25 protein-coding genes are annotated in these 20,709 nt (G+C 60.7%); all 25 read right to left on the bottom strand.

The window, feature by feature from the left end; translation table 11 throughout:
* Positions 1-13: 13 nt before the first annotated feature.
* Positions 14-487: a hypothetical protein gene (locus AAEZ09_RS00665; protein WP_350597581.1), complete on the bottom strand. Its 474-nt coding sequence runs from the start codon at positions 485-487 to the stop codon at positions 14-16.
* The gene (locus AAEZ09_RS00660) at positions 484-1,191 is read right to left on the bottom strand and encodes an oxygen-regulated invasion protein OrgB (RefSeq protein ID WP_350597580.1); all 708 of its coding nucleotides are present in this window, start codon (positions 1,189-1,191) and stop codon (positions 484-486) included. Before AAEZ09_RS00660 ends, AAEZ09_RS00665 begins: the two co-directional genes overlap by 4 nt.
* Positions 1,163-1,732 (bottom strand): OrgA/MxiK family T3SS sorting platform protein, encoded by a 570-nt coding sequence (locus AAEZ09_RS00655; protein WP_350597577.1) that lies wholly within the window; start codon positions 1,730-1,732, stop codon positions 1,163-1,165. Before AAEZ09_RS00655 ends, AAEZ09_RS00660 begins: the two co-directional genes overlap by 29 nt.
* Complete coding sequence (locus AAEZ09_RS00650; RefSeq protein WP_350597575.1) at positions 1,716-2,444, bottom strand: EscJ/YscJ/HrcJ family type III secretion inner membrane ring protein; 729 nt, start codon at positions 2,442-2,444, stop codon at positions 1,716-1,718. Before AAEZ09_RS00650 ends, AAEZ09_RS00655 begins: the two co-directional genes overlap by 17 nt.
* Positions 2,441-2,749 (bottom strand): type III secretion system inner rod subunit SctI, encoded by a 309-nt coding sequence (sctI, locus tag AAEZ09_RS00645; protein ID WP_350597573.1) that lies wholly within the window; start codon positions 2,747-2,749, stop codon positions 2,441-2,443. Before sctI ends, AAEZ09_RS00650 begins: the two co-directional genes overlap by 4 nt.
* A 64-nt stretch (positions 2,750-2,813) precedes the next feature.
* Entirely contained in the window at positions 2,814-3,074 is a 261-nt protein-coding gene (locus AAEZ09_RS00640; protein ID WP_350597571.1) for an EscF/YscF/HrpA family type III secretion system needle major subunit, read from the bottom strand.
* A gap of 21 nt (positions 3,075-3,095) precedes the next feature.
* Complete coding sequence (locus AAEZ09_RS00635; protein WP_350597570.1) at positions 3,096-4,262, bottom strand: PrgH/EprH family type III secretion apparatus protein; 1,167 nt, start codon at positions 4,260-4,262, stop codon at positions 3,096-3,098.
* 120 nt (positions 4,263-4,382) lie between these two features.
* Positions 4,383-4,847 carry a transglycosylase SLT domain-containing protein gene (locus AAEZ09_RS00630; protein WP_350597568.1) on the bottom strand — a complete coding sequence of 155 codons (465 nt, stop codon included), beginning with the start codon at positions 4,845-4,847 and terminating at the stop codon, positions 4,383-4,385.
* A complete protein-coding gene (locus AAEZ09_RS00625) occupies positions 4,844-6,511 on the bottom strand; it encodes a winged helix-turn-helix domain-containing protein (RefSeq protein WP_350597565.1) in 1,668 nt (555 codons plus the stop codon). The genes AAEZ09_RS00630 and AAEZ09_RS00625 overlap by 4 nt, the downstream gene beginning before the upstream one ends.
* A 228-nt stretch (positions 6,512-6,739) precedes the next feature.
* Positions 6,740-7,006 carry a phosphopantetheine-binding protein gene (locus tag AAEZ09_RS00620; RefSeq protein ID WP_350597563.1) on the bottom strand — a complete coding sequence of 89 codons (267 nt, stop codon included), beginning with the start codon at positions 7,004-7,006 and terminating at the stop codon, positions 6,740-6,742.
* Positions 7,003-9,225 carry a hypothetical protein gene (locus tag AAEZ09_RS00615; protein WP_350597561.1) on the bottom strand — a complete coding sequence of 741 codons (2,223 nt, stop codon included), beginning with the start codon at positions 9,223-9,225 and terminating at the stop codon, positions 7,003-7,005. The genes AAEZ09_RS00620 and AAEZ09_RS00615 overlap by 4 nt, the downstream gene beginning before the upstream one ends.
* Before the next feature lies 1 nt (position 9,226).
* Positions 9,227-10,288 (bottom strand): IpaD/SipD/SspD family type III secretion system needle tip protein, encoded by a 1,062-nt coding sequence (locus AAEZ09_RS00610; RefSeq protein WP_350597558.1) that lies wholly within the window; start codon positions 10,286-10,288, stop codon positions 9,227-9,229.
* An 11-nt stretch (positions 10,289-10,299) separates the two neighbouring features.
* Positions 10,300-10,602, bottom strand: coding sequence for a hypothetical protein (locus AAEZ09_RS00605; RefSeq protein WP_350597556.1), 303 nt, complete (start codon positions 10,600-10,602; stop codon positions 10,300-10,302).
* A 20-nt stretch (positions 10,603-10,622) separates the two neighbouring features.
* Positions 10,623-11,405, bottom strand: coding sequence for an IpaC/SipC family type III secretion system effector (locus AAEZ09_RS00600; protein WP_350597554.1), 783 nt, complete (start codon positions 11,403-11,405; stop codon positions 10,623-10,625).
* Between the two features lie 23 nt (positions 11,406-11,428).
* Positions 11,429-13,183 carry a type III secretion system translocon subunit SseC family protein gene (gene sctE / locus AAEZ09_RS00595; RefSeq protein WP_350597551.1) on the bottom strand — a complete coding sequence of 585 codons (1,755 nt, stop codon included), beginning with the start codon at positions 13,181-13,183 and terminating at the stop codon, positions 11,429-11,431.
* Positions 13,183-13,680, bottom strand: coding sequence for a type III secretion system translocator chaperone SicA (gene sicA / locus AAEZ09_RS00590; RefSeq protein WP_350597549.1), 498 nt, complete (start codon positions 13,678-13,680; stop codon positions 13,183-13,185). The genes sctE and sicA overlap by 1 nt, the downstream gene beginning before the upstream one ends.
* 149 nt (positions 13,681-13,829) lie before the next feature.
* Complete coding sequence (locus tag AAEZ09_RS00585; protein ID WP_350597547.1) at positions 13,830-14,861, bottom strand: EscU/YscU/HrcU family type III secretion system export apparatus switch protein; 1,032 nt, start codon at positions 14,859-14,861, stop codon at positions 13,830-13,832.
* Position 14,862: 1 nt separating this feature from the next.
* Positions 14,863-15,645, bottom strand: a complete 783-nt coding sequence (gene sctT / locus AAEZ09_RS00580) for a type III secretion system export apparatus subunit SctT (protein WP_350597545.1) — start codon at positions 15,643-15,645, stop codon at positions 14,863-14,865.
* 6 nt (positions 15,646-15,651) lie between these two features.
* Entirely contained in the window at positions 15,652-15,906 is a 255-nt protein-coding gene (locus AAEZ09_RS00575) for an EscS/YscS/HrcS family type III secretion system export apparatus protein (RefSeq protein WP_205894011.1), read from the bottom strand.
* 9 nt (positions 15,907-15,915) lie between these two features.
* The gene (locus AAEZ09_RS00570) at positions 15,916-16,578 is read right to left on the bottom strand and encodes an EscR/YscR/HrcR family type III secretion system export apparatus protein (RefSeq protein WP_350597543.1); all 663 of its coding nucleotides are present in this window, start codon (positions 16,576-16,578) and stop codon (positions 15,916-15,918) included.
* Positions 16,571-17,476: a FliM/FliN family flagellar motor switch protein gene (locus AAEZ09_RS00565; RefSeq protein ID WP_350597540.1), complete on the bottom strand. Its 906-nt coding sequence runs from the start codon at positions 17,474-17,476 to the stop codon at positions 16,571-16,573. The genes AAEZ09_RS00570 and AAEZ09_RS00565 overlap by 8 nt, the downstream gene beginning before the upstream one ends.
* A complete protein-coding gene (locus tag AAEZ09_RS00560; RefSeq protein WP_350597538.1) occupies positions 17,473-18,576 on the bottom strand; it encodes a SpaN/EivJ family type III secretion system needle length determinant in 1,104 nt (367 codons plus the stop codon). The genes AAEZ09_RS00565 and AAEZ09_RS00560 overlap by 4 nt, the downstream gene beginning before the upstream one ends.
* The gene (locus AAEZ09_RS00555; protein WP_350597535.1) at positions 18,573-19,028 is read right to left on the bottom strand and encodes a SpaM family type III secretion system protein; all 456 of its coding nucleotides are present in this window, start codon (positions 19,026-19,028) and stop codon (positions 18,573-18,575) included. The genes AAEZ09_RS00560 and AAEZ09_RS00555 overlap by 4 nt, the downstream gene beginning before the upstream one ends.
* Positions 19,012-20,301 (bottom strand): type III secretion system ATPase SctN, encoded by a 1,290-nt coding sequence (sctN, locus tag AAEZ09_RS00550; protein WP_350597533.1) that lies wholly within the window; start codon positions 20,299-20,301, stop codon positions 19,012-19,014. Before sctN ends, AAEZ09_RS00555 begins: the two co-directional genes overlap by 17 nt.
* Positions 20,298-20,705, bottom strand: coding sequence for an InvB/SpaK family type III secretion system chaperone (locus tag AAEZ09_RS00545; protein ID WP_350597531.1), 408 nt, complete (start codon positions 20,703-20,705; stop codon positions 20,298-20,300). The genes sctN and AAEZ09_RS00545 overlap by 4 nt, the downstream gene beginning before the upstream one ends.
* Positions 20,706-20,709 lie beyond the last annotated feature (4 nt).

The following is a 20,709-nucleotide window of genomic DNA, read 5'->3' as shown; positions in this document are numbered from 1 at the left end:
CCCACACAGCGGATTACCAGTCCACATTCTCCCGGCTGTCCTCATCCTCTTCGGTCTTGAACACGTCCTGCAAAAACTCCTGAAAAAACATGTGCGCTGCCGACACCGAGGCAAATGCGCCACTGAGTTCCTTGTAAATATCTTCGCCTTCCAGCCCCTCGGCCTTCATGCGTTGCATAATCTTGACCAGCACATCCTGCTGATACTGGGTGGTGTGGTAGATTTTTTCGCCTGCGCCATTGGTGTATTGCTTCAGGTAGTCAACGATGGCTTTTTTACCCGGCCCGTCGGCTGCCCAGGCGATAAACTCGTTATAAAACGCATCGAATTCGGGGTCGGGGCGGACCGTCGACTGGGTGCCTTGAATGCCGGAAATGCCTTTGGCATCCTGTATGCCCAGGCGCTGCACCAACGGCACGACGGCTTCGGCTACCAGCCCTGCGCCAGGCAGCGCTGCGTTCAACAGGATTTTACTGATGTCCGTCATTCAAGCTCCGCTTCCACTTCAGAGGGCGCGCCACTTTGCGTGTCGAGGTTGGCGGCCCATTCAACGAATAATTGCACCGAGGCGTCGTCGAGTTCGCGCACGCTCTCCGGCAACTGCTTGAGCCGGGCCAGCAGGCGGGGCGCCAGGCGCTGTTGGGTCGTTTCGATATCGAGTTCGATGACCTGGTCGCCCTGGCGAAACAGGTAGCACTCACGCTCATGAAAACTGATCCGGGCATCATCCACCCCCTGTTCGGCCAAGGTAGCCTGCAGGGCCGCCAGCGCCGCTTTGCAGCGGCGCGGTAAAATGATTTGCAGCGCACCAGGCAGCCCCGCGCCATGCCGGGTCGACCAGCGTTGCACCAGGCTCTCGAGCAATTGCTCGTCCATCAACCACTCGCCGAGCAACTCACGCGCTGCCTGTAGCAATTGCGCCTGCAACTCGGTTGCCAGCAACCGCGAAGTCAACAACAGCTGGCTGAGATCGCCGGCCACCTGCAACACCCCTTGCGAGTAGCCTTCCTGGAAGGCCTGGGCGCGGATCACGTCGGCCTCGGCCTCGGCTTCGGCCACACAATCTTTGGCCCGCTCCTGCGCCTGCTGCATCAACTGCCGGCGCTCGCGGGCGGCGCTGCGGTCGGCACGGACGATCAGCGGATCATCCGCCGCCGGGGGGTCAATCAGGGTTCGGATGGAGTCGAGCATGTTGTACCGCCAAGACAAAAAGTGACGCATTCGGCTGCTGCGCGGGCATGGCCTGCTGCAACGCGACGACGCGGGGGGAAAACTGCAGGGCCAGGCGCTGCAGCAGCGCCGGAGGAATGTGCGCCTGCCAGGCCAGCAAGGCATTGAGGCCCAGGGCATCGAGCGTTTCCAGCACCCCGTCGGCTTCACGGATCGGGCTGGCGCAACGCTCGCCCAGGCCCAGCCGCGCAAAGCGGCGGGTGGGTTCGTCGAGCACGCGCACGCGCGCGCCGATGGCAAGCTGTGCCCAGCCCAACTGGGCACCCATCAGCCGGGCGACCGCCGGCAGCCGCCGCCAATGCCGCACCCACGCCTCGGCCCAGGAATGCGCCGGCAGCGTCACTGGCTCGGCACTCAGCCCCAGGCCCAGCACCAATGCCTGATCAAGCAGCGCCCGGGCGGCGGGCGCGGTGAACAACGCAGGCAGCCCCCCACGCTCGGCATGCAGGTAGGCAAAAGGCTGGTGCAGAATCAACTCGAGCGCTTCACTGGCCTGCGACATCACCGGCCTCGTCCGCACGTTTGCGTTGATACAGCCACAGCGCCCATGCCGCGGCCAGCACCAGGCCCAGGCCCAGCAACAGATAGAGCGGCGTCAAGTCCCGCGAGCGCGGCTCCGGCGAAGGCGCGGCATGCTGGATCGGCGCACGGCGCGACAGCACCACGGAAATATCTTCGTAGTCGATACCGGCGAAGCTGTTCTTGAGAAAACGCTTGATGTCGCTGATCAGCAATTGCGGCTCGATGTCCGGCTCGTGGGTCACCAGCGCCGATAAATGCACTGGCGCCGCCTTGCGCTTGCTCTCCCCGGACTCCAGGTCGTAGCTGACATGCAGGCGCGCCGAGACCACGCCGCCGATGGTCGCCAGTGACTGCTCCAGGCGTTGTTCCAGGGCGCTGTACAGGCGGGCTTTTTCGGCGCGAGGCGAAGCCACCAGCGAATCCGCTGGAAACATCTGCGCGACTTCGACCCGCGGTTTGGAGGGCAATGCATACAGGGTCAACAGGTCCACCGCCGCGGCAAAATCGGCCTGAGCGATCTGCACCGAATAGCCGACCTTGCCATTGTCGATCTTGCTGGCGCTGATATTGTTGCGCTGCAGCACCGACACCACTTCATTGACCTGCTGCTGGTCCAGGCCTTCGAGCAGGCTCGGTTGACGACAGCCCACCAGCGCCAGGCACAGCAACACCACACAACCGACTGATCTCATGACGAACGCAACAAGGTTTCAGCCGTGCTCACGGTTTTGCGCACCAGGACATTGAGCAGGGAAACGTCGATGTTGTACTGCGCCATCATGATCTGCATCTGACTGAGCACTTCCGGGTTGGTGATGTCCGGGCGCTCGAGCATGCCATTGATCTTCGCGTAGTCCTGTTCGGTGCCCACCGCAGATGTGGCGAAACTTTGAATCAGGCGACTTTCCAGGGAAACCACCGCATTCGGCGCCGGGGTCGACAGTTCAGCTATTTGTAACGAGCTGAGTCCCGCCGGGGCAATAGCGTAATTTGACATAAACAACTCTCATGAGAATCGCCGACAAGTCACCGACCTGTCGACGATGAAACGAATATGACGTTTAGCGGGCGGCGGCAATGATCGCCGAATCGATTTCCTTGAAGCCCTTGATGGTATTGGTCGCCGCATTACGGAAAATATTGTAGGAAGAAAATGCGGCCTGATAAGCAGCCAGGAGTACTGGGCTGGAAGCATCTCCATGCAGCGCTGTTAATGCTTCATCCAATGCGACTTTCAACCCCGTTGCGCCCTTCTCAAACCCATCCGCCTGCTTCCCAAGAAAGTCATCGTGGAACTTGATTGGATTTACTACATCACCCATACATCACCTACCTTTTATAAATTACAGCGGTTTTGGAAAGTACCAGGATGACGGCGTCATCTTGATGTAGCCCTGCGGGCCATATTGAAAAGACTTGCCCTTGAGCCAGTCATCTTTCAATTCGATTGCAAAGTTCACGTAGCGGTCGCCCCACTGTTGATTGAAGCGGGTGACATAACTGTTCAGCGCCTGCAACTCGACATCTTCCAGGCTGCCTTCGACCCGGTAGGTCACGCTGTCGCCATTGGCCTGGCGGGTAAACGGCAGCGCCAGGCGTTGCAGCCCTTGTTCGGCCTGACGCGCCAACAGCCCGTCGTCACTGCTGACAATCGCTACGTCACCGGCGTAGGGTGCGGCTTCGCGCAGCAAGCCTTGCAGCCGCAGTTGATCCTGGGGCGTCAGTACATTGCGCTGGGCACTGACCAGCAACCGCGGCTGCGCCGGGTCAGCCAGGTCGATGCGATGAAACGCCAGGTGCGGCTCCTGCTCCAGCAACAAGGCCTCCAGCCGGGCGCGCTCGCCGTAGGTGGTCAGCAGCTGGGTGGCCGAATAGCCGTTGCGCACCAGCACCTGGCGGCCCCAACTGGCCTGACGCTCGGTAGCGGCGAAGACGTACACCGCCCGATCCCGGCCGTAGAGCACGGTCATCTCGGCGTCGGCGCCACGGATCAGGGCTTCAACGTTCGACACCGGGCCGGGCCTGGACACCTGCCAGGCGAACACCGCGCCCCCCAGCGCCAGCAACAGCGCCAGCCCAAAGCCCAATTGCTGCGCCCGACTGCCTGGTACCTGCACCAAGTCCGGCACGCGCGGCGCGGGCATCACCGGCAGCAGCAGCGCTTCGAGCCATGGCTCATCCGCCGGGCGCACGGCAATCTGCAGGCCCTCGATGTTTTCCAACACCTGAAACGCCAGGCTACGTTCTTCAACCCCTAGCGGGCCGAGCACCCGCAGCCGACAGCCGCTGCGGGCATTCTCTTCAAGCAACACTTCAAAGTTGCAACCGCCCGCTTCCAGTGGAATATAAACAGCGTCGTCGGGCACGCTCGGCACGTGCTCGACGGCGCAGAAGCGTGCCTCGGGGCCCACCAGGAAAAAGTTGCCGTGCTGCGCCAGGTTAAATTCACACCCCTGCAACGGGCCGTTGAATACGCGCAATACACATTGAATTGCAGGGGAGTCCTGCATGCTGTCCACCATCGTGCCCATCATCATGAAAAGCGCCACGCGCCTTGATTTGAACGAGAGGATAAACAGTCCGTTAATGCCAATCCTGATCAGACTCTGCACATTGCCAGGGTCATCCGATCACAATCGGCGGGCGGACCCGCGATGCACGTGCCAGGCGTGATAATGCGTCCAGACCTTGCGTGCGTAGCGCAGGCGCAAGGCTTCGCGCGCAGGCGAACTGCCTGCGTTGTACGCCCCGACCGCCGTCCAGTTATACCCATGGCGGGCGACGAATTCAGCCAGGATCAAGGCCCCCGCCTCGACCGCGACACAGGGATCGGACAGCAGCAAGGGTTCGGTGATACCGCGCCGGGACAGGCGTGGCAGGTGCTGGCTATTGATTTGCATCAGCCCGATATCCCGCGAACCGTCGCGATTGACGTGAATGGCATCGACCTTGAAGCCGGACTCCACCTGGGCAATGGCCATCAGCAATTGCGGCTCAAGGTCATGCCGCCGGGCAGCCTCCTGCCAACAGTCGGCCAGTACCCCGCCCGCCCACAGCAGGCTCGCCAGCCCGGCGACCACGGCCCGGCGCCTCATGCCAGCAATCGCTCGGCCGGTTGCGCCAGCCCTTGCAGGCGCGGATCGCCCAGCCGGGCCCGCCACCACGGGCAGGATTTACCCTCCAGGTCACGCCACAGCCCCGCGACCACACGATCACCGTCGAGCCGGCGCAGCACTGGCAGTTGCGCCGGACACAAGGGCGGATGCTCCGAGGCCTCGCACCAGCGCTGATAACGTTCGCGCGCAGCGCCCTTGTCGAAGGCGGCCTGCACATAGCACACCACCAACTCGATCTCGCCCGCCTGCCCCCCCAGCAACCCGCCATGCTCCAGCACCCGCAGCGCCGTCAGCGGATCACCGCCGACGTCCAGAATCAGCGCGTGCATGGCATTGATCACCGGGTGCCGCTGGCCCAGCACGGTGATCGCCTGGCGAATCACATCGAGCGCCTGCAGCGCGTCGATCTCCAGCTCGATTCGCGCGCGCAACAACCACGCGGCCACCGAGGAGCAATCGTGCCTCAGGGACTGCTCGATAGCGTGCAATGCCTGGCCGAAACGCCCGCAGCACCACAGATGCCAGGCGTAGTGGTACTGCGCCCCGGCCCGGTCAGCGCCCAACAGCACCGGCCGAAACAAGGCTTCGGCCGCATGCGGCACCCCCTGCAGACTGGTCAACAACGCCAGCCTGGCCGAGGCCTGGGTATTTTCCGGTTCGAGCGTAAGCGCCCTAGTCAAGGCCTTGTACGCCTTGGCCAACGCCCAGTGATGGTCCTTGAGCCCCAGATTGGCCATGGCCAGGTAGGTATCTGCCAGGCCACACCACAAGGGCGCGTAACCCGGGTCCAATTGCTGGCAGCGCAGAAACTCGACCAATGCCTCGCCCACCCCCTCGGGCGTATAAGCCTGCAAGCCGAGCAGCCCATTGCCATAGGCCAGCGCCAGCGGATGGGAACTGCAGGGCGGCACCGGCGCACGCAAGCCCGGCAGGCGATCGGCGATCAGCAACACCACTTGCTGCATCGCCTGGTCCAGGCGAGTAACCTCGACCAGCACCTCACTGTGCAGCAACACATGATCAGCCCCACGCACCAACTCGACGGAGCCGGTCCAGGCCAGGTCGCGCTCCACGCAACGAAAACTCAGGTAGTAATCGGCCTGCAGACGCTCGACCAGCGCCAGGTAGCCGCCTTCCTCGACACCGGCGGTGACACCGGCCGAAAACACGCACAGGCTTTCACCAAACGTCGTCGCCAGTTGCCGCACGACTTCACGGTGCACGTTAAACATGCAACCGTCGCCGTGCCCGGCCACCGGCAATACCAGCAACGACGGCACCATTGACACGGCGCCACCCGACGCACTGCGGCGTTCGGCCACCTCGCCGACAAACCGATAACCTTTGCCATACAGGGTCTTGATGTAGCCATTATCGCGCCCAAATACCTTGCGCAAGGTATAGATACAGCGCGTCAGGGACTCTTCGGCAATATCGCAATTGGGCCAGACGTGGGACAACAGCAGTTCCTTGGACACCAGGGAGCCTGCCGAACTCAACAATAAACGCAGTACGTGCAATTCCTTGGGCGGCAGGTGCAGTTGATTGCCCTTGTGCAAGAGCAAACCGTCGCTGCACAACTCCCAGGAACCGAAGATAAACGAGTTTGTTGACGATAGATCCGCAGTACTTCCCGAGCTCACGTTGACTCCCTCCACGTTAAATGAACTGCCCATATTCAAGCGCTAGACTTAAACTGCGGGGGACATCGCCCCACATGTGCGGCGGACTATAACAAGGGCGGTTCGGGAAGGCGCATGGGCCACGGGATTTTAGTACTCTTCCTACAAGCCAAGGCGGCATGTAACAAGATAAATAGAGGTGTAATTAAACGGCGCGCCCCGGCAAAGGGCGCGCCCATTAGTTAAATATCAAGTTTTGGAAATATCCAAAGTTTGTAGGACCAATCTGACTAAGTCCTCTACCCGGCGTATCCTGGCAACACCCTCGGTGGGCAGTTCAATGGCAAGCGCTTCGTTGATATCCAGTACGATCTCCAGCAGGTTCAATGAGTCGGCACCGAGGTCTTCGACCAGGTGATGGCTGGGTTGCAGCGTCTCTCTATCGACTAATAGAGTTCTGCAAATGATGTCGGCGACGACCCGCTCGTGGTCCACTCGCAACGTTGCGAGAATCATATATGACGCGTCCCTCCAGTCTCTCGCGCCGAAATAGAACCTATAAACGAGCCTGTTTCAAACGGAGCGACTCCGCCGAAACGACGATTTGCACTCTTGGCATGGAGCACATCCCCTGTAAGCACATTTTTCTGTTGAAGCTGTTTATATAGCGACTCAAGCTTGGCGCCAAATGCCGGCGACTCAGTGCATGCCTGAATGTATAAATCATGTATTTTCCCGGTGGCTTTGGAGGGATCGTCCCCTCTCTTGATAAAGTGTTTGAGCTCTTGCGCATCTCTGCCAAAGCCTTGAATAGCACTGGCTACTTGCGCATAAAAGCTCGCCTCTACCCGGCTCATTTCGCCTCGTTTCTGGATCGAGATCTGACTGGCAAGAAACGGCGCTTCAACAGGAAGATTTTTGATCTTGATTTCAAATTCTTGCCGCGTAGCACCGGTCGCAGGCGCGTGGAGCTCTATGGCGTTCTGCGGCGACACTCGTTCACTCCCAAGATCAAGGGAAAGACTGGCATCGAACGAATCCGTTTGTGTGGAAGAGTCAGAGCCGATTGAAGAGACGGATTCCGACTGGCTCGGGCGCCGCGCTCGGTTTTCGACCAAATCGTTGTTCTCGCCGCGAACAGCTTCCGTATTAGAAACCGTAGAAAACGGGTCTATCCTGCTCGGCCTCGCGTCGGTGGCCCGCGCACTCATCCGTTGGGCTGCCTCTCCGATGACTGCCGTGTAATTCCTCGCTGGCTCCGGGGCAGAGAACATAGCCAATCCACGCCGATCTACTACATCTAATTCAGGGGGCAGCGGCGGGGGCGTTGGCGTTGGCGTTGGCGTTGGCGTTGGCGGCCACGGTAAAGGAACTGCTACGCTGAAATCCACACCAGAATCAGTTTGTACAGATTCTGAAAAAACAATTCCTGGTTGCGTAGTGCTCGTCGTTACAACATTGGCGGCCTGTTGTGAAACCGTGTCCTCGACGTTAGCTTCATCATCCCCCCCATGCACCTCTGTCCACTCAACTGTAATTTCTTCCGGTGACGATTGTAAAAACGGAACCTCCAGATTCAACCGGTCTCCGGGCTGACCCTCGGGATCATCGCCAGACAGAACGCTTTCAGCAGTCACAACATCGATTTCACTGCGGTATCGATGCGGTGAACCCGCACTATCTGGATTCCTGACTACTAACAGTTGCTCCGTGAGGGTAACATTATGCCGATGCATGCCAGCTATCAAATCGAGGGCTTTGCCAAATACTTCGGCCATGTTTCCAGTGTCGACGTTCACATCTATGTCACCTACCCTGGCGTTACCACCGCGTATGTTAATGCCATCCGTTGATGGCCACGCCCTGTCGCTCTCCAAGGCATCGGGTGCCGACCGTACACGCCCTTTTTCACCGCCCGGGTGCGCTGCTTTGGCGGAGCCAGGTTTTTCAGGCATGTCAAGGTCAAGCAGGAGGAGCGAACGGTTAATAAGCCTGGCGAAATTGTCACTCGGCCTTTCATTCGTAAGAGATAGACGCCCTTGGTCATCAAGTTTGCGCATAGCCAGATCGCTGGTGTTACCCCTGGCCCGGATGGTTTTTACCCCCTCTGCGTCCAGCTTGAACTCTCTGCGGCCATGTCTCTGGCCATGTCTCTGATTGTAAGCTTTAGGCAAGCCATCATGCAGATACATGTCACGCAAATTATCCTTGGTTAACTCCCTCGCCTCAGGCCGGGCCGTTAACACTTCACCGATAAGTTTCTCGATTTTTTTCCCCCGCTTATAAAGCCCGCCGTCCTTTCCATAATCTTGATGAACGCCTGCAGGGTTGCTCTTTTTATCCCTGTTGTTCTTCAAGTTTTCGCCGAGCGCTTTTTTAATGCTATGCTCCGCAGATTTATAGCTTTCAACTGAATCAATATCCGACACCATAGACAACATATACATGTTGACCACCAACTGGGCCTGATATTTACCATCTGTTGATTGGTTGTTTGCAACTGCCGCCACCAACCTTGGATCGACGCCAGGCATAAAGTGCGCACAGGCTTTATGCGCAAGGTCCCGGTAAGCGTCAGCAGTGGTACTGGGTGTGTCACTGCTCAAGATTTTTTCAAAGTTGACTTCAGCGTTGTTACATCCGCTTTGCAGCACCTCGACCACCGACCGAGTAGGGATGTGACTCGCGGTGTTAGGTACGAATGTAGCTGCAGCGGATGTGCTTGGAATATCCATATCAGGCGATCCCACTAGCAATAGCCTTGAGCATTTCTGCGTACTGGCTTAGTTGAGAGGAGAGAATCTTGTTGAAGTTTTCATGGTAGGAGTTGGCGTTGCCGTACTTGGTGGTGAACACTTGGAGCTGGTTCTTCAACTCGCCTTCCAGACTGTTGAAGCCGGTTTGCCAGGCTTGGAATTTAGCGGAGTCAACCTTGATCACCCCCCCCACAAAAGGCAATGCGTCCAATTGTTCTGCCATTCTATTCAAAGGCGAGACATCCATCAGTAGAACAAACTGCCCGCTTCCGGCAGGTTCCTCTCTAATATTTGGTGAGTTTTCACCCATGCCCATAGCTTTTGCCCACTTCCGCACCTCAGCCTCTGTCGCGCTCGGTGCATTCGGAAGAGGGAACAACACCGTTTGAGAATGTTTATCGATTAAATTTCTAATGGTGATATAAAAATCGTAGTTGATCTCGACTTGCTTTCCGTCACCATCACCCTTTATCCACTGACCCATCTTCGCCATGACTTCTGTATTGAACTCCGAATAGAAGTCCGAATACGTTTTTAGCAACTCCTCATACACAGCTAGGTATTCGCCGCGAATCTGACCAATCATCGCCAGCAACTGTTCGAAAAAATCGGAACTGCTGTTCGGCTGGTTCAAGACTTCATGAGTCAGGGGCGCCGGTGTCTCCAGGGTGCGTAACTGCGCCAATGTTTGGCCCTCGAACATGCGCACATCGCGGGTATCGACTAGCCCAAGCAAGGCGAACTCGCGCAAACCGGCTTCGAGCAGGTGAGCCTGCTGCCCCACGGCAACGGCACTGTCGGCGACGTCTTGCAGTTGCTGCGGCGTGCCAATGCGAGCGAACGCCTTGACTGCGGTGGCGGTGTGTTGCTGGCGCTCGGCCAGGCGACCAAGGGCGTGCAGCACCTGTTCCGGACCCTGGTACTGCTGGCGCTTATCCAGCGCATCGCCCTGCTCCTGGCCATCGGGGGCGTGCGCCAGGCGCGTTTGCGCATCAATCGGCTTGGTGTAGGCGCCGCCGGTATGAGTGACTATCTGCATCATCAAACTCCAGGTCAGGCGCGCGCGTTGGCGATGGTGCTCATGGTCGAATTACGGCTCTCGACAAGTTGCATCAGGGCCTCGAAGTTCTTGACCAGCATGGCGCTGTCCTCACTGACCGCCTGATTCGCCACGTCGCTGACCGACTTGTTGACGTTCTGTTCGGCCTGGTGCAATACCTCTTTTTGCCGCTGGTTGTACTCTTCCAGGCGTACGGTAGAAGTCACCACCGAACTCAGGATATGGGCCAGAGAGCTCAAAGTACCTCCAATGGTCTTGTCTCGCTCGATGCCTTTCTGACGCAGTTGGGATTGCACTGTCGCATCCTTATTCTTGGTCACCGCGTTGCGAACATCGGCCTCCAGCGTCGCGCGCTCGGCAGCATCAAGTTTGCCGCCGGTATTGTGATGCTCGATCGTGTCCAATTCGCCCGATGCCCGAACAACCGATGCCTTCTTCTGCTCGAACGCGATCTCAGACGGTGTTTTTTGCAAATCCACCCGAAGTTCCTGAGCCTGCTGATTACGACTGGTAGATTCAATCTTGTTGCTCTTGATATCAGCGTGTTGCTTTGCTTGCCCACGGATTGACAAGCCCGCCCCCCCACCGCCATCGCTCCCGCCACCACCGCTCCGCCGAGGGCGGCGCGCATGGCCGCTTCACCACCAGCCTTGATGGCCACGCCCTGGGCTTCGGCAGCCTTGAAAGCAATCTGGGTGAACACGCCACTCATGGCGGCACTGGACTGGCGCGCGACATTCAGCGCGACGATGGCCGACACCAGTACCGACATGTGTTTGTCCCAGGCAGCAGGGTCGAACGTCAGCGAGGACTTTGCGGTGTCGCCCAAGCCCTGTTTGGCCTCTTCCTTCCTGGCCAGGTCCACCAGGAAGTTCTCGGTTTCGGTGAAGGCGGCTAGCGCCATGTCATCGAGTTGCTGCACCGTATACCCGGACTGGGTCATTGCCGCCCCGGCCTGCAGCACCTGGGCATCCAGGCGGGGGCCGACACTGCCGGTGGACATGGCTTGCTTGCTGTCGACGGGCGCTTTGCCCAAGACCTGGGTATCGATGGGCAGGCTGCGAATGACCGGTGCTGCATTGATGATGGAATCAACCATGATAATTTCCTCGAAGATAATATTTAGATATTCTTTGCTATGCTCAGCATGGTGCTGGCTGAGTTTTCCTGCTGACCCGTGCCCTTCTTGTATATTTGGTCCACCGTCTTGATGCTCTCGCCGAAGATCTCGACCATCTTTTCGCTGTAGGCTTTCATGGTTTCCTGGATCGCCATGGTCACTTGCACCTCGGCAAGCTGCTCGGCGGCTTTTTTCTGGTGCATGCCCGACTTGACCCCCATGGCGGACTCGGCCGTCACGCCACCCGCCTCGATACCCGCCGCGCCTGCACCGGCTCGATTGCTGTACATGGCCAGAGAGTTAGCGTCGGACTTGAGGCCGACATTGGTGCGAATCTTCGTGAGGCCACTGGTCACGCCCTTGCTCAGCGAGCGCGTGGCCTGCTTGAGCATGTCCGGCGCCATTTTGCTGGCCATCTTGCCGAGCATTTTGCCCAGGCTGCTGCTGGCGACCCGGGCACCTGCGCCCTTGCCCACGGCCACCACCACGACCATGGCCGCGACCATGGCCACGGCACCGACGATAGCGCCCAGGATGTTTCCGGCCATCTCCGCCGTTTGCGCGTCCACGCCCATCTTTTTGAGGGCATCGCCAATGGTTTTGCCAATGGCTTGAATCATCGGTGCCAGGACCTTGTCCATCAGCGGTTGCATGGCCTTCTCCATGATGGAAACACCGGTGATGGCCTTGCCGATCTGGTCACCCACGGTCAGGGCCAGGCCAACGCCCGCCAGCACCAGGCTCGCGCCGCCGGTAAACGCGGCACCGACGATACTGGCCACGATCAGCACCGCGCCAAGGATCTTGCCGATGCAGCCCATGGTCTTGCTTGCGGCTTCGGCCTTACGCACCTGCTCCAAATACTCATCGGACTTTTTCTCGAGGTACGCCTGCCGGGCGACCTGCATCGTGCGGGACAGCTCCAGCTCGTTTTCCAGCTTGGTTTCGGCGCTGCTGCCCATCAATTCGGCGAGCTTCATCATCAACTCAACCTGGGTGGCCGCCGCGTTCAACTGCCGTTTCATGCCGTCGATTACAGCTGCATCAGGCTTGACGATCTTTTCTTCTATCTCGGTGGCCAGTGCCTCGACGTTTTTGGTGGCCTGGGTCAAGCTGTCAATGGCCGCGAGGGCTGCCGCTCCAGCCTTCTCCACACCTTGCGCCGCACCCTTGACTTTCAGTTGGGCCATGTCGCGGGCAATCAACGCCTTGGCGTACTCGGATGAGTCAGGCGGCGTATTGGCCAGCGTTTGTTCGGCCTGCTGCAATTGCTGCTGCGCACTGTTGAGCCTGTCCTTCGCGGCTTCCAGGTTTTGCGCCGCAACACCCGCTCCAGCCAGCGCGCCCTCCAGCGCGGCCACGGCGGCCTGGTATTTTTCCGACAATTCGACATTACCTGCGGCCGCCGCGTTGGCGGCCATCTTCAGCATCTGCATGCGGCTTTTGAGAGCATCGATTTCCACCGCTCCCAACAGGGCAATCAGCGTGGCCATCAGCAAGGTAAACTTGTCTTCGGCCTCCGGATCACCGCCCTTCACCGGCACTCTGGGCGCCGCCAGTTGCGGGCGCCCGGGCGCCGGCCCGGTGTCGCTGGTACTGCGGTAGTTGACGCCCTGCATGTCAGTAAAGACCGTATCGGCCAGGCGCTGGTACGCCTGGGTATCGGCGGCCTTGCCGGCGGCATCGGCATAAATGGCCTGCTTGGCCTTCAGGTCGGGGGATGCCGGTACGGCCCGTAAAAATGCTTGAATGTCCATTACAACTGCTCCTCTGAATGGTCGGCTTCGACGTCGCTCAGCGCCGCCAGGTAGGCCTGGGCCTGCTCCCGCAAGCCTGGCTCCTGGACTCGCTCCATGACGTATTCGAAACACAGCTTGGCTTTACCGGCGCGGCCCAAGGCTAACTGGCACTGGCCGGTGTACAGCATCGGCCGATAGTCGTTTTTGCCCTGGGCGAAGGCGACGGCGTAAAGATCGATAGCCTTCTGGTAGTTCCGTTTGAGTTGATGCACCGCGGCCAAACCCATCCAGTACTGCGGGTTGTAGAAGTCATAGATGCACAAAAAGTGAAAAAACCGTTCAGCGTCGTCCAGGCGGCCCTGCTCGTAAAACTCATAGGCAAAGGCATACAGGCTGTCCATCTGCTCGCTGCTGACGCCGCGAATGTCCTTGAGCGGCGTACCGTCAAGCACGGCCTGCACCACCTGTTCGGCGATCCGGTCTTCTTCCTGTTCGGTCTCTTGGCGACGACTCATGGGGTAACTCACTCCTGAATGTTTCGTCAGCGGTGCTGACATGGGCATTAAGCCAATTGAATAAAAAGACAGCCGCCATAAAGCGCTCATAAGTACTTACATTTGCATGAGCGCTCCCGGCGCAACGGCAAGTACATCCGTCAACGGCCTTACGCCTGCTCGACTTGCTCGAGCCAGACCAGCAGGCGCAGGACGTTCTCGATCTCTTGCAGCTGGATGAAGGTGTAGCGCTGGTGGGTCTTGAAGATGCGCCGGGCCAGGGCCACGTCGGTGATCACCGGCACGCCGACTTCGGCGGCGTATTTGCGCACCGCCAGCGCCCGCTGGTTGGTTTCCAGCAGCGAGATAAACGGCATCACCGTGACTTCGGGCTGGAAGTAGATGCCGACGGCGATGTGGGTCGGGTTGGCGACGATCACCCGCGAACCGCGGATGTCGGACTTGACCTGTTCAGACAGCAACTCCATGTGCAGGTCGCGGCGCCGACCCTTGATTTCCGGGTTGCCGTCCTGTTCCTTGTGCTCGCGCTTGACCGCCTGCTTGTCCATCTTCAGGTCCTTGATGTACAGCCAGTACTCGCACAAGGCGTCGAGAATCAGGATCAACAGGATGCAGCCGAGAAAGGTCAGCAGCAGCACCAGCAACAGGTGCGCCCAGATCGGGAACAGGTCGATGGGCGTGGCGTAGAGTTGCGCGAACAGCAGGTGGCGCTGGGTCCGCCAGACCACCCAGAAGGCAATGGCGAAACAGCCCAGGTACAACAGCGACTTGACGGTGTCCTTGACCGTGCGCAGGCTGAACAGCTTCTTGAAGCCATTGACCGGGTTAAGGGCGCCGAAGTTGATTTTCAGTGCTTCGCTGGCGATCGCCATGCCGGTGGTCAACAAGGTCGGCACGGCGCTGGCCAGGAAGCACACGGCAATCAGCGGCAGGATGATCTTGAGCATCAACACGCCAAGCGCGGCGGCGTAGTGCTGCGGGTCAGCGGCAAAACCGGCGGCAAGCATGCGCCGGTACACCTCCATCACCTGCAGCAACAGGCCATTGCCGGCGAGGTAGATCAGGCCGCAGAGCATCAGGCAACTGGTGGACAGGTCCTTGGCCTTGAACGTCTGGCCTTTCTTGGCGGCGTCGCGACGTTTTTTCGGCGTCGGCTTTTCGGTTTTCGAGGCGCTGGACATCTCAGCGCGCCACGGGCTGGATAAACCAGTCGACCAGTTGCGCGGGCTTGTCGCGTCCCATGCGCTGGATCTCGGACGGCAGGTGCGCGCCGAAGTACAGCAACAGCACCAGCAAGGCAATGGCGCCCTTGACCGTCAGCGACATCGAGAAGGCATTCATTTGCGGGGCGAAGCGCGCCAGCAGGCCGAGCAAGGCTTCGGACAGCAACAGCGTGGCTACCACCGGCGCGCTGATGATCAGGGTCTTGCTGACCAGTGGGTCGAGCAGGCCGAGCAGTGGCTGCACGCGCAACTCGCAGCCGTGCAGCGGCGAGCACAACTGGTAGCTGCGGCCGAGGGTCTCCACCACCAGGCCCATGCCTCCGGCCTCGAGGTAGATCACTGCGGCGAACATCTGCAGGAAGTTGGCCAGCTCCGAGGTGTCGTCGCCGTTGGCCGGGTCCACGGTACTGCTGAGCATGGCGCCGCGCTGGTTGTCGATCAGGTTGCCCATGCCATGCAGCACCCAGAACGGCCAGGACAACAGGCAACCGAGTACCACCCCCACGCCCGCCTCACGCAACAGCAAGCCGTAGAAACCGAGTGAATCGAGGCGCGGCAGCGTGTCGGCTGTATAGGGCCACAACGCCATGCCGACCAGCACGATCACGGCGTTGCGCGGAGCCCCGGTCAATGAACGACTGTTGAGAAACGGCAACATGAAAAAGATTGGCGCCAGGCGCGCGAAGCAGATCGCGGCCCCCGCCAACCAGCCGTGCAGGTCGACAAACAGACTGATATTCATAGAGGGTTATTTCAACGCCAGGTGCATGACTTCGCGGCTGAACGCGAGCAAGGTCTCGCCATACCAGCCGGACAACAGAAACAGGCAAATCGACACCGAGAGCAATTTGAAGCCGAACGGCAGGGTTTGCTCCTGCAGCTGGGTGACGGTCTGGAACAGCCCGATCAGCAAGCCCACCAGGGTGGCGACGATAATCGGCCAGGCCACCAGGATCAGGATCAGGTACAGGGTTTTATTGCCGGCGAATACCAGGTCATTCATCGTGGTTACTCATTGCGCCACGGACAGGTACTGCCCGATCAGGCCGGTGGAAAGCAGCGACCAGCCATCGAGCGCGACGAACAGCACCAGCTTGATCGGCACGGAAATGATCACCGGGCTCATCATCATCATGCCCAGGGCCAGCAGGATGCTGGAGATCACCAGGTCGACGATGACAAACGGCAGGTACAGGTAGAAACCGATCTTGAACGCGGCCTTGATTTCGCTCAGGGCGTAGGCCGGCAACAAGGCAAACAGGGACGGCTCCAACTCCTGCTCGACCTCATGGTCCGGCGCCTCCTGACCCTCGCGGGCGAGTTGGGCACGCTCGAAGAACTGCGCCAGCTCCGGATCGGTGTAGCGGATCAGGTAGTCGCGGTAGCTGCCCAGGCCGTTGTCGGCAAATGCCACCACCGCATCGATGCTGGTGAACTCGACCTGATTGTCCTTGTAGTAGTCATAACCCTGTTGAATCACCGGGCTCATGACAAAAACGGCCAGCATCAAGGCCACTGCATTGAGGGTCATGTTGGAGGGCACCTGTTGCAGGCCCAGGGCATTGCGCACGATGACGAACACGATCGAGAACTTGATGTAGCAGGTGCCGGCGGCGATCAGAAACGGCAGCAGCGAGGCCACTGCCAGCAGTCCGATCATTGACACGTCATTCATTGCCCGGGCCTCGATATACCTCACGCAATTCAAGCCCGAGACGCTCGTCCATGCGCACCAGTTCGCCGATGGCGATGCACTGGTCGCCGACGCGAACCTCGACCTGTTGCAGGGCCTCGGGGCCCAGCGGCAATACCTGGCGCTCGATGAAGTCATTGAGTTGGGCCATGCTCAAGGTGAGCTCGGCAAGCACGAACTGCAGCTTGACCGGCAGCGGTGACACTGCGCATTCGCTGAGGTCGGACGTGACCTCCTCAGGGGTAAGTTCCATATGCAGACCTTCTTCGATAAAAGTGAATTGACCGATACGGCGCCCCGCCAGCCAGAGCTGGCGGCGTTGCTTGAACATCAGCACGTCGCCCTCGGCCAGGCGGCGCAGCTGTAAAGGGGTGAGTTCGGTTGAGCCCAGCACCACGCGCAATGTCTGTTCCAGGCGCCGGGTCCAGGGTTGCAGCGCCCGCGGTTCGCGAGCGGTGTCAGCCGGCAGGCCCAGTACCCAGCAGGGCCCCTGGTCGGTGGCGATACACGGCAGCTCGGCCGCTTCCAGGGCTGCACCGTCAACGCTCTGGACATCGAACAGGTGCTGGTAGTCGAGCAACAGCAGTGGCAGTTCCAATGGACGTTCCAGCAGGCTGAAGAGCTCGAGCAGGTTGTTGTCGACGAAGCTGCGCCCCAGCAGTTGCGACCATTGCGGCCAGATGGCCTGCAACCATTGATCACTGTCGATCAAGCCCTGCCACAGCCCGAGCCGACCTTGCGCATAAAAACTGATGTAGCGCCCCTGGCGCGGCACCCGGCTCAGTTGCACCGGATGCCCGTCGCGCCGCCAACGCGCCACGGCCTGGCTGCGCTGGTACTGCAGCCGCGGAACATTGCGCAACAGCGGTGTGCGCGTCACGGTTGCATGCCCTGCACGGCCAGCATTCGCGCCAACGGCTGTGGTGCATCGTCTTGCGGTTCATCGTCGCCTGCGTGGTGCTGGCGATGCTCGTCGTGCGCCTGCTCGTGTTGCTCGTTCAGTTGCCAAATTGTTTGCGGGGCCAACTCCAGGCCGTCGCGCAGATGGCCGGACACCTGGGCATTGCTGGGGCTGAGCAACAGTTGCTGGGGCATGTCGGCCGGCGCCTTTTGGATGGTGACCACACCGGTGATATCGCCTTTGCTGAACGGCACTTGCAGGTAAGGCTGCGCGGCTTTCTCTGCGGGGACCTCAGGCTTGCCGGTCGGCGGCGGGTTAAAAGCGGCCTGCGGCGCGGCTTGGGCCCGTGCGGTGCGTTCAAGGCCGGGTTGCAACTGTTGGGCGCTCTGGGGCGGCGGGGTATCGCCGTCTGTGGGCGTTGACCCAGGCTTGGCGCCAGGCTTTGCCGTCGTCGTCGGCGAAGCGGTGCTCGCCACGCCTTGCAGCATATTGGCCGGCACCGGTTGCGCCGGGCTTTCGGCCACTGCGGCCGACCCGCTGCCCGGCAAGCCAGGGACATCACTTATCGGCAATGGCCTTGCCGCTGTCGTTGCCTGCGGTGGCACGGGCTTGATCGCCGACGGCTTCGGCGGCTCGAGAGCAGCGGGTGGCGCTGGCAATTGTGTTGCCGGGGTCGTTGGCACCGTTCGCGCAGGCCCGGCCAATGATTGCGCCAGCGCGGGCACTGCCATCGCGACAGTCACCGCGCCTGCTACCTTCATGGGTATGGAGGCGCCCCCCCTCGCGGCCAACGGGCCTTGAACCGTCACGCCCCCCGGCATCGACGGCACCCCGGGCGCTGCGGCGACCGAGGCTTTTTCCGGCGCGCCACCGCGTGTCTGCTTGAGCCCTGTCGCAGGCCGTGACAGGGGCTCGGGCAATGGCTGCAGTTGCGCCAGCCATACCAGCGCCCCTTCGGGCAGGTCTTGCGACTCATCGCGCTCGGCGACAGGCGGCCGACCGGGGTGTTCGCCGGGCTCATCCACGGGCAATACAGCCACCACCGGACGGGTTACAGGCGCAGCAATTGACGTGCTCATTTTTTCTTCACCACTAATTCTTCGATGTCATGTTCTTCAAGGCGCCAACGGCGCGCACGATGCTCGGCGAGCAGGCGTTGTTCCAGGTGCTGGTACTTCGCGTGCCGGCCCAGCAGGCTTTTGCGCTGCTGCTGCAAATCATCCAGTTGCTCTACCACTTCGCCATGGCGCTCCAGCACCCGGGCCCGCTCCAGGCCGAGGTTGGCGATCTGGCGACGGATCACCGCCTGGCGCCGCAACTGCGCGAACAACTGCGAGTGGCTCACGGTTTGTGCCTCCATGCGGCTGCTGAGCAACAAGTCCTTGAAGCCCTCGGCCTGCTGGTCGATAGCGTCCAGTTCCTGTTCCAGCGGGCTCAAGCGGCGCCGGGCAGTGCCCAGGGCCTGCTCACAGCGCTGCTGGCGATGATCACTGAAGCGCAGCAGGCGGCGGACTTCAATCAATGAGGCCATGCAGGCTCTCCAGCGCCAGGGACGGCGCGCACGGCTCTGCCAGGTCCTGGCGCAGCCAGTCGAGCAGGGCCTCGCGCCGGTCCATGGCATGGTCGTTGGCGGGGTTTTCGCCTCGGCGGTATTCACCCAGGTCCAGGAACACCTGCAGCTCTTCGAGGCGGGTCATGACCTCGCGGGTGCGTGCCGCCAGTTGCTGCGTCTCGCGCTCGGTGACCTGATGGGCCACGCGGCTGGCGCTGCGCAGCACGTCAATGGCCGGAAAATGCCCGCTGGCCGCCAGCTTGCGGCTGAGGTAGATGTGCCCGTCGAGGATCGAGCGGATTTCCTCGGCAATCGGGTCCGGCTCGTCATCGCTTTCGAGCAGTACCGTGTAGAACGCGGTGATACTGCCGGTAGCGGTGACGCCGGGACGCTCCAGCAAGCGTGGCAGGGAATCGAATACCGACGCCGGGTAGCCGCGCCGCGCCGGCGCCTCGCCGGCGGCCAGGGCCAGGTCACGCCGGGCCCGGGCATAACGGGTCATGGAATCGAGCAGCAGCACCACGTTGTAGCCCTGGTCGCGAAAGAATTCGGCGATTGTGGTGGCTTGCAGCGCAGCGTTGCAGCGGTCCACCGAGGAAAAATCCGACGTGGCGTAGACCACCACGCAACGGGCACATTTATCCGATTGGCGCAGGGTCTCGACGAACTCGGTGACCTCCCGCCCCCGCTCGCCGATCAGGCCGACGACAAAAATATCGGCGTCGCTGTGGGCGATCAGCATGTTCATCATCGAGGTCTTGCCGGAGCCGGCCGCGGCGAAGATGCCGATGCGCTGGCCAATGCCGCAGGTCAGCAAGCCGTCGATCACCCGCACGCCGGTGGCCAGCGGCTGGTCGACCGGACGGCGCTGGTGATAAGCCGGCGGCGCCGCATCCACCGGGTAGTCCTGGCCATCGAATGCGTCGCTCGGCGCCAGCCGCTCGACAATCACACCTTGCGGGTCGACCACCGCGCCAAGCATCGCCGAGCTGCAATGCAGGCTGAGCAAGGCGCCGGTGGGCACGATCAGCGATTCGCGGGACAGTCCCCGCGCCTCGCCGAGCAGGCTCAGCAGCACCGCGTCCGGACAGAAGCCGATCACCTGCGCCCGGGCGCTGATGTGCGGGTCGCGCCAGTCGCGGCGGACTTCGCAGACCTCGCCAATCACCACGTTGCCCAGCGCCGCCTGGATCAGCGGCCCATTGAGGCGCAACGGGTGAGCGCCATGGCGCTCCAGCAGCAGCCGGTTCATTGCCGTACGAGCTCGCACAGCGTGGTCAAGGCCGCCAGGTAATCTTCAATGGTGCTGGCCAGCTGCTCGGCGCTGTCGTAGGCGCTCTCGGCGAGCAATACCCGGACTTCCAGCTCACCGTCGACCTCCGCCAGTTGCATCTGCTCGGTGTGGGCAAACGCACAACCCTGCATCAGAAAGCGCAACAAGTGTTCCGAACAATGCCCCAGCAACATGTCGCCCGATTCCACCAATGAACTCCAGAACCACAGCCCATCGTTGATCACGCCCATACGGATGTCGGGCAGGTTGGCGAGTTCGAGTTCGATGGTGCTGTGGCCGTCGAAGCTTCCGATCTGTTCATCGGTGCAACCGCTTAACTGCAGTGCGTCGCGGAGCAAAGAGGCAATATCGATATGTTGCATAGAG

Source organism: Pseudomonas sp. 65/3-MNA-CIBAN-0223, assembly GCF_040310425.1.
In the GTDB taxonomy this organism is placed as follows: Bacteria; Pseudomonadota; Gammaproteobacteria; order Pseudomonadales; family Pseudomonadaceae; genus Aquipseudomonas; species Aquipseudomonas gregormendelii.
The sequence above is the reverse complement of the archived record's forward strand: the minus strand, read 5'-3'. Positions and strand labels throughout refer to the sequence as shown.

Bases quoted from the DNA above. Each gene is read 5' to 3' on its own strand.
- AAEZ09_RS00665 (WP_350597581.1), bottom strand. From the start codon at position 487: ATGACGGACATCAGTAAAATCCTGTTGAACGCAGCGCTGCCTGGCGCA.
- AAEZ09_RS00660 (WP_350597580.1), bottom strand. From the start codon at position 1,191: ATGCTCGACTCCATCCGAACCCTGATTGACCCCCCGGCGGCGGATGAT.
- AAEZ09_RS00655 (WP_350597577.1), bottom strand. From the start codon at position 1,732: ATGTCGCAGGCCAGTGAAGCGCTCGAGTTGATTCTGCACCAGCCTTTT.
- AAEZ09_RS00650 (WP_350597575.1), bottom strand. From the start codon at position 2,444: ATGAGATCAGTCGGTTGTGTGGTGTTGCTGTGCCTGGCGCTGGTGGGC.
- sctI (WP_350597573.1), bottom strand. From the start codon at position 2,749: ATGTCAAATTACGCTATTGCCCCGGCGGGACTCAGCTCGTTACAAATA.
- AAEZ09_RS00640 (WP_350597571.1), bottom strand. From the start codon at position 3,074: ATGGGTGATGTAGTAAATCCAATCAAGTTCCACGATGACTTTCTTGGG.
- AAEZ09_RS00635 (WP_350597570.1), bottom strand. From the start codon at position 4,262: ATGCAGGACTCCCCTGCAATTCAATGTGTATTGCGCGTATTCAACGGC.
- AAEZ09_RS00630 (WP_350597568.1), bottom strand. From the start codon at position 4,847: ATGAGGCGCCGGGCCGTGGTCGCCGGGCTGGCGAGCCTGCTGTGGGCG.
- AAEZ09_RS00620 (WP_350597563.1), bottom strand. From the start codon at position 7,006: ATGATTCTCGCAACGTTGCGAGTGGACCACGAGCGGGTCGTCGCCGAC.
- AAEZ09_RS00615 (WP_350597561.1), bottom strand. From the start codon at position 9,225: ATGGATATTCCAAGCACATCCGCTGCAGCTACATTCGTACCTAACACC.
- AAEZ09_RS00610 (WP_350597558.1), bottom strand. From the start codon at position 10,288: ATGATGCAGATAGTCACTCATACCGGCGGCGCCTACACCAAGCCGATT.
- AAEZ09_RS00600 (WP_350597554.1), bottom strand. From the start codon at position 11,405: ATGGTTGATTCCATCATCAATGCAGCACCGGTCATTCGCAGCCTGCCC.
- sctE (WP_350597551.1), bottom strand. From the start codon at position 13,183: ATGGACATTCAAGCATTTTTACGGGCCGTACCGGCATCCCCCGACCTG.
- sicA (WP_350597549.1), bottom strand. From the start codon at position 13,680: ATGAGTCGTCGCCAAGAGACCGAACAGGAAGAAGACCGGATCGCCGAA.
- AAEZ09_RS00585 (WP_350597547.1), bottom strand. From the start codon at position 14,861: ATGTCCAGCGCCTCGAAAACCGAAAAGCCGACGCCGAAAAAACGTCGC.
- sctT (WP_350597545.1), bottom strand. From the start codon at position 15,645: ATGAATATCAGTCTGTTTGTCGACCTGCACGGCTGGTTGGCGGGGGCC.
- AAEZ09_RS00575 (WP_205894011.1), bottom strand. From the start codon at position 15,906: ATGAATGACCTGGTATTCGCCGGCAATAAAACCCTGTACCTGATCCTG.
- AAEZ09_RS00570 (WP_350597543.1), bottom strand. From the start codon at position 16,578: ATGAATGACGTGTCAATGATCGGACTGCTGGCAGTGGCCTCGCTGCTG.
- AAEZ09_RS00560 (WP_350597538.1), bottom strand. From the start codon at position 18,576: ATGAGCACGTCAATTGCTGCGCCTGTAACCCGTCCGGTGGTGGCTGTA.
- AAEZ09_RS00555 (WP_350597535.1), bottom strand. From the start codon at position 19,028: ATGGCCTCATTGATTGAAGTCCGCCGCCTGCTGCGCTTCAGTGATCAT.
- sctN (WP_350597533.1), bottom strand. From the start codon at position 20,301: ATGAACCGGCTGCTGCTGGAGCGCCATGGCGCTCACCCGTTGCGCCTC.
- AAEZ09_RS00545 (WP_350597531.1), bottom strand. From the start codon at position 20,705: ATGCAACATATCGATATTGCCTCTTTGCTCCGCGACGCACTGCAGTTA.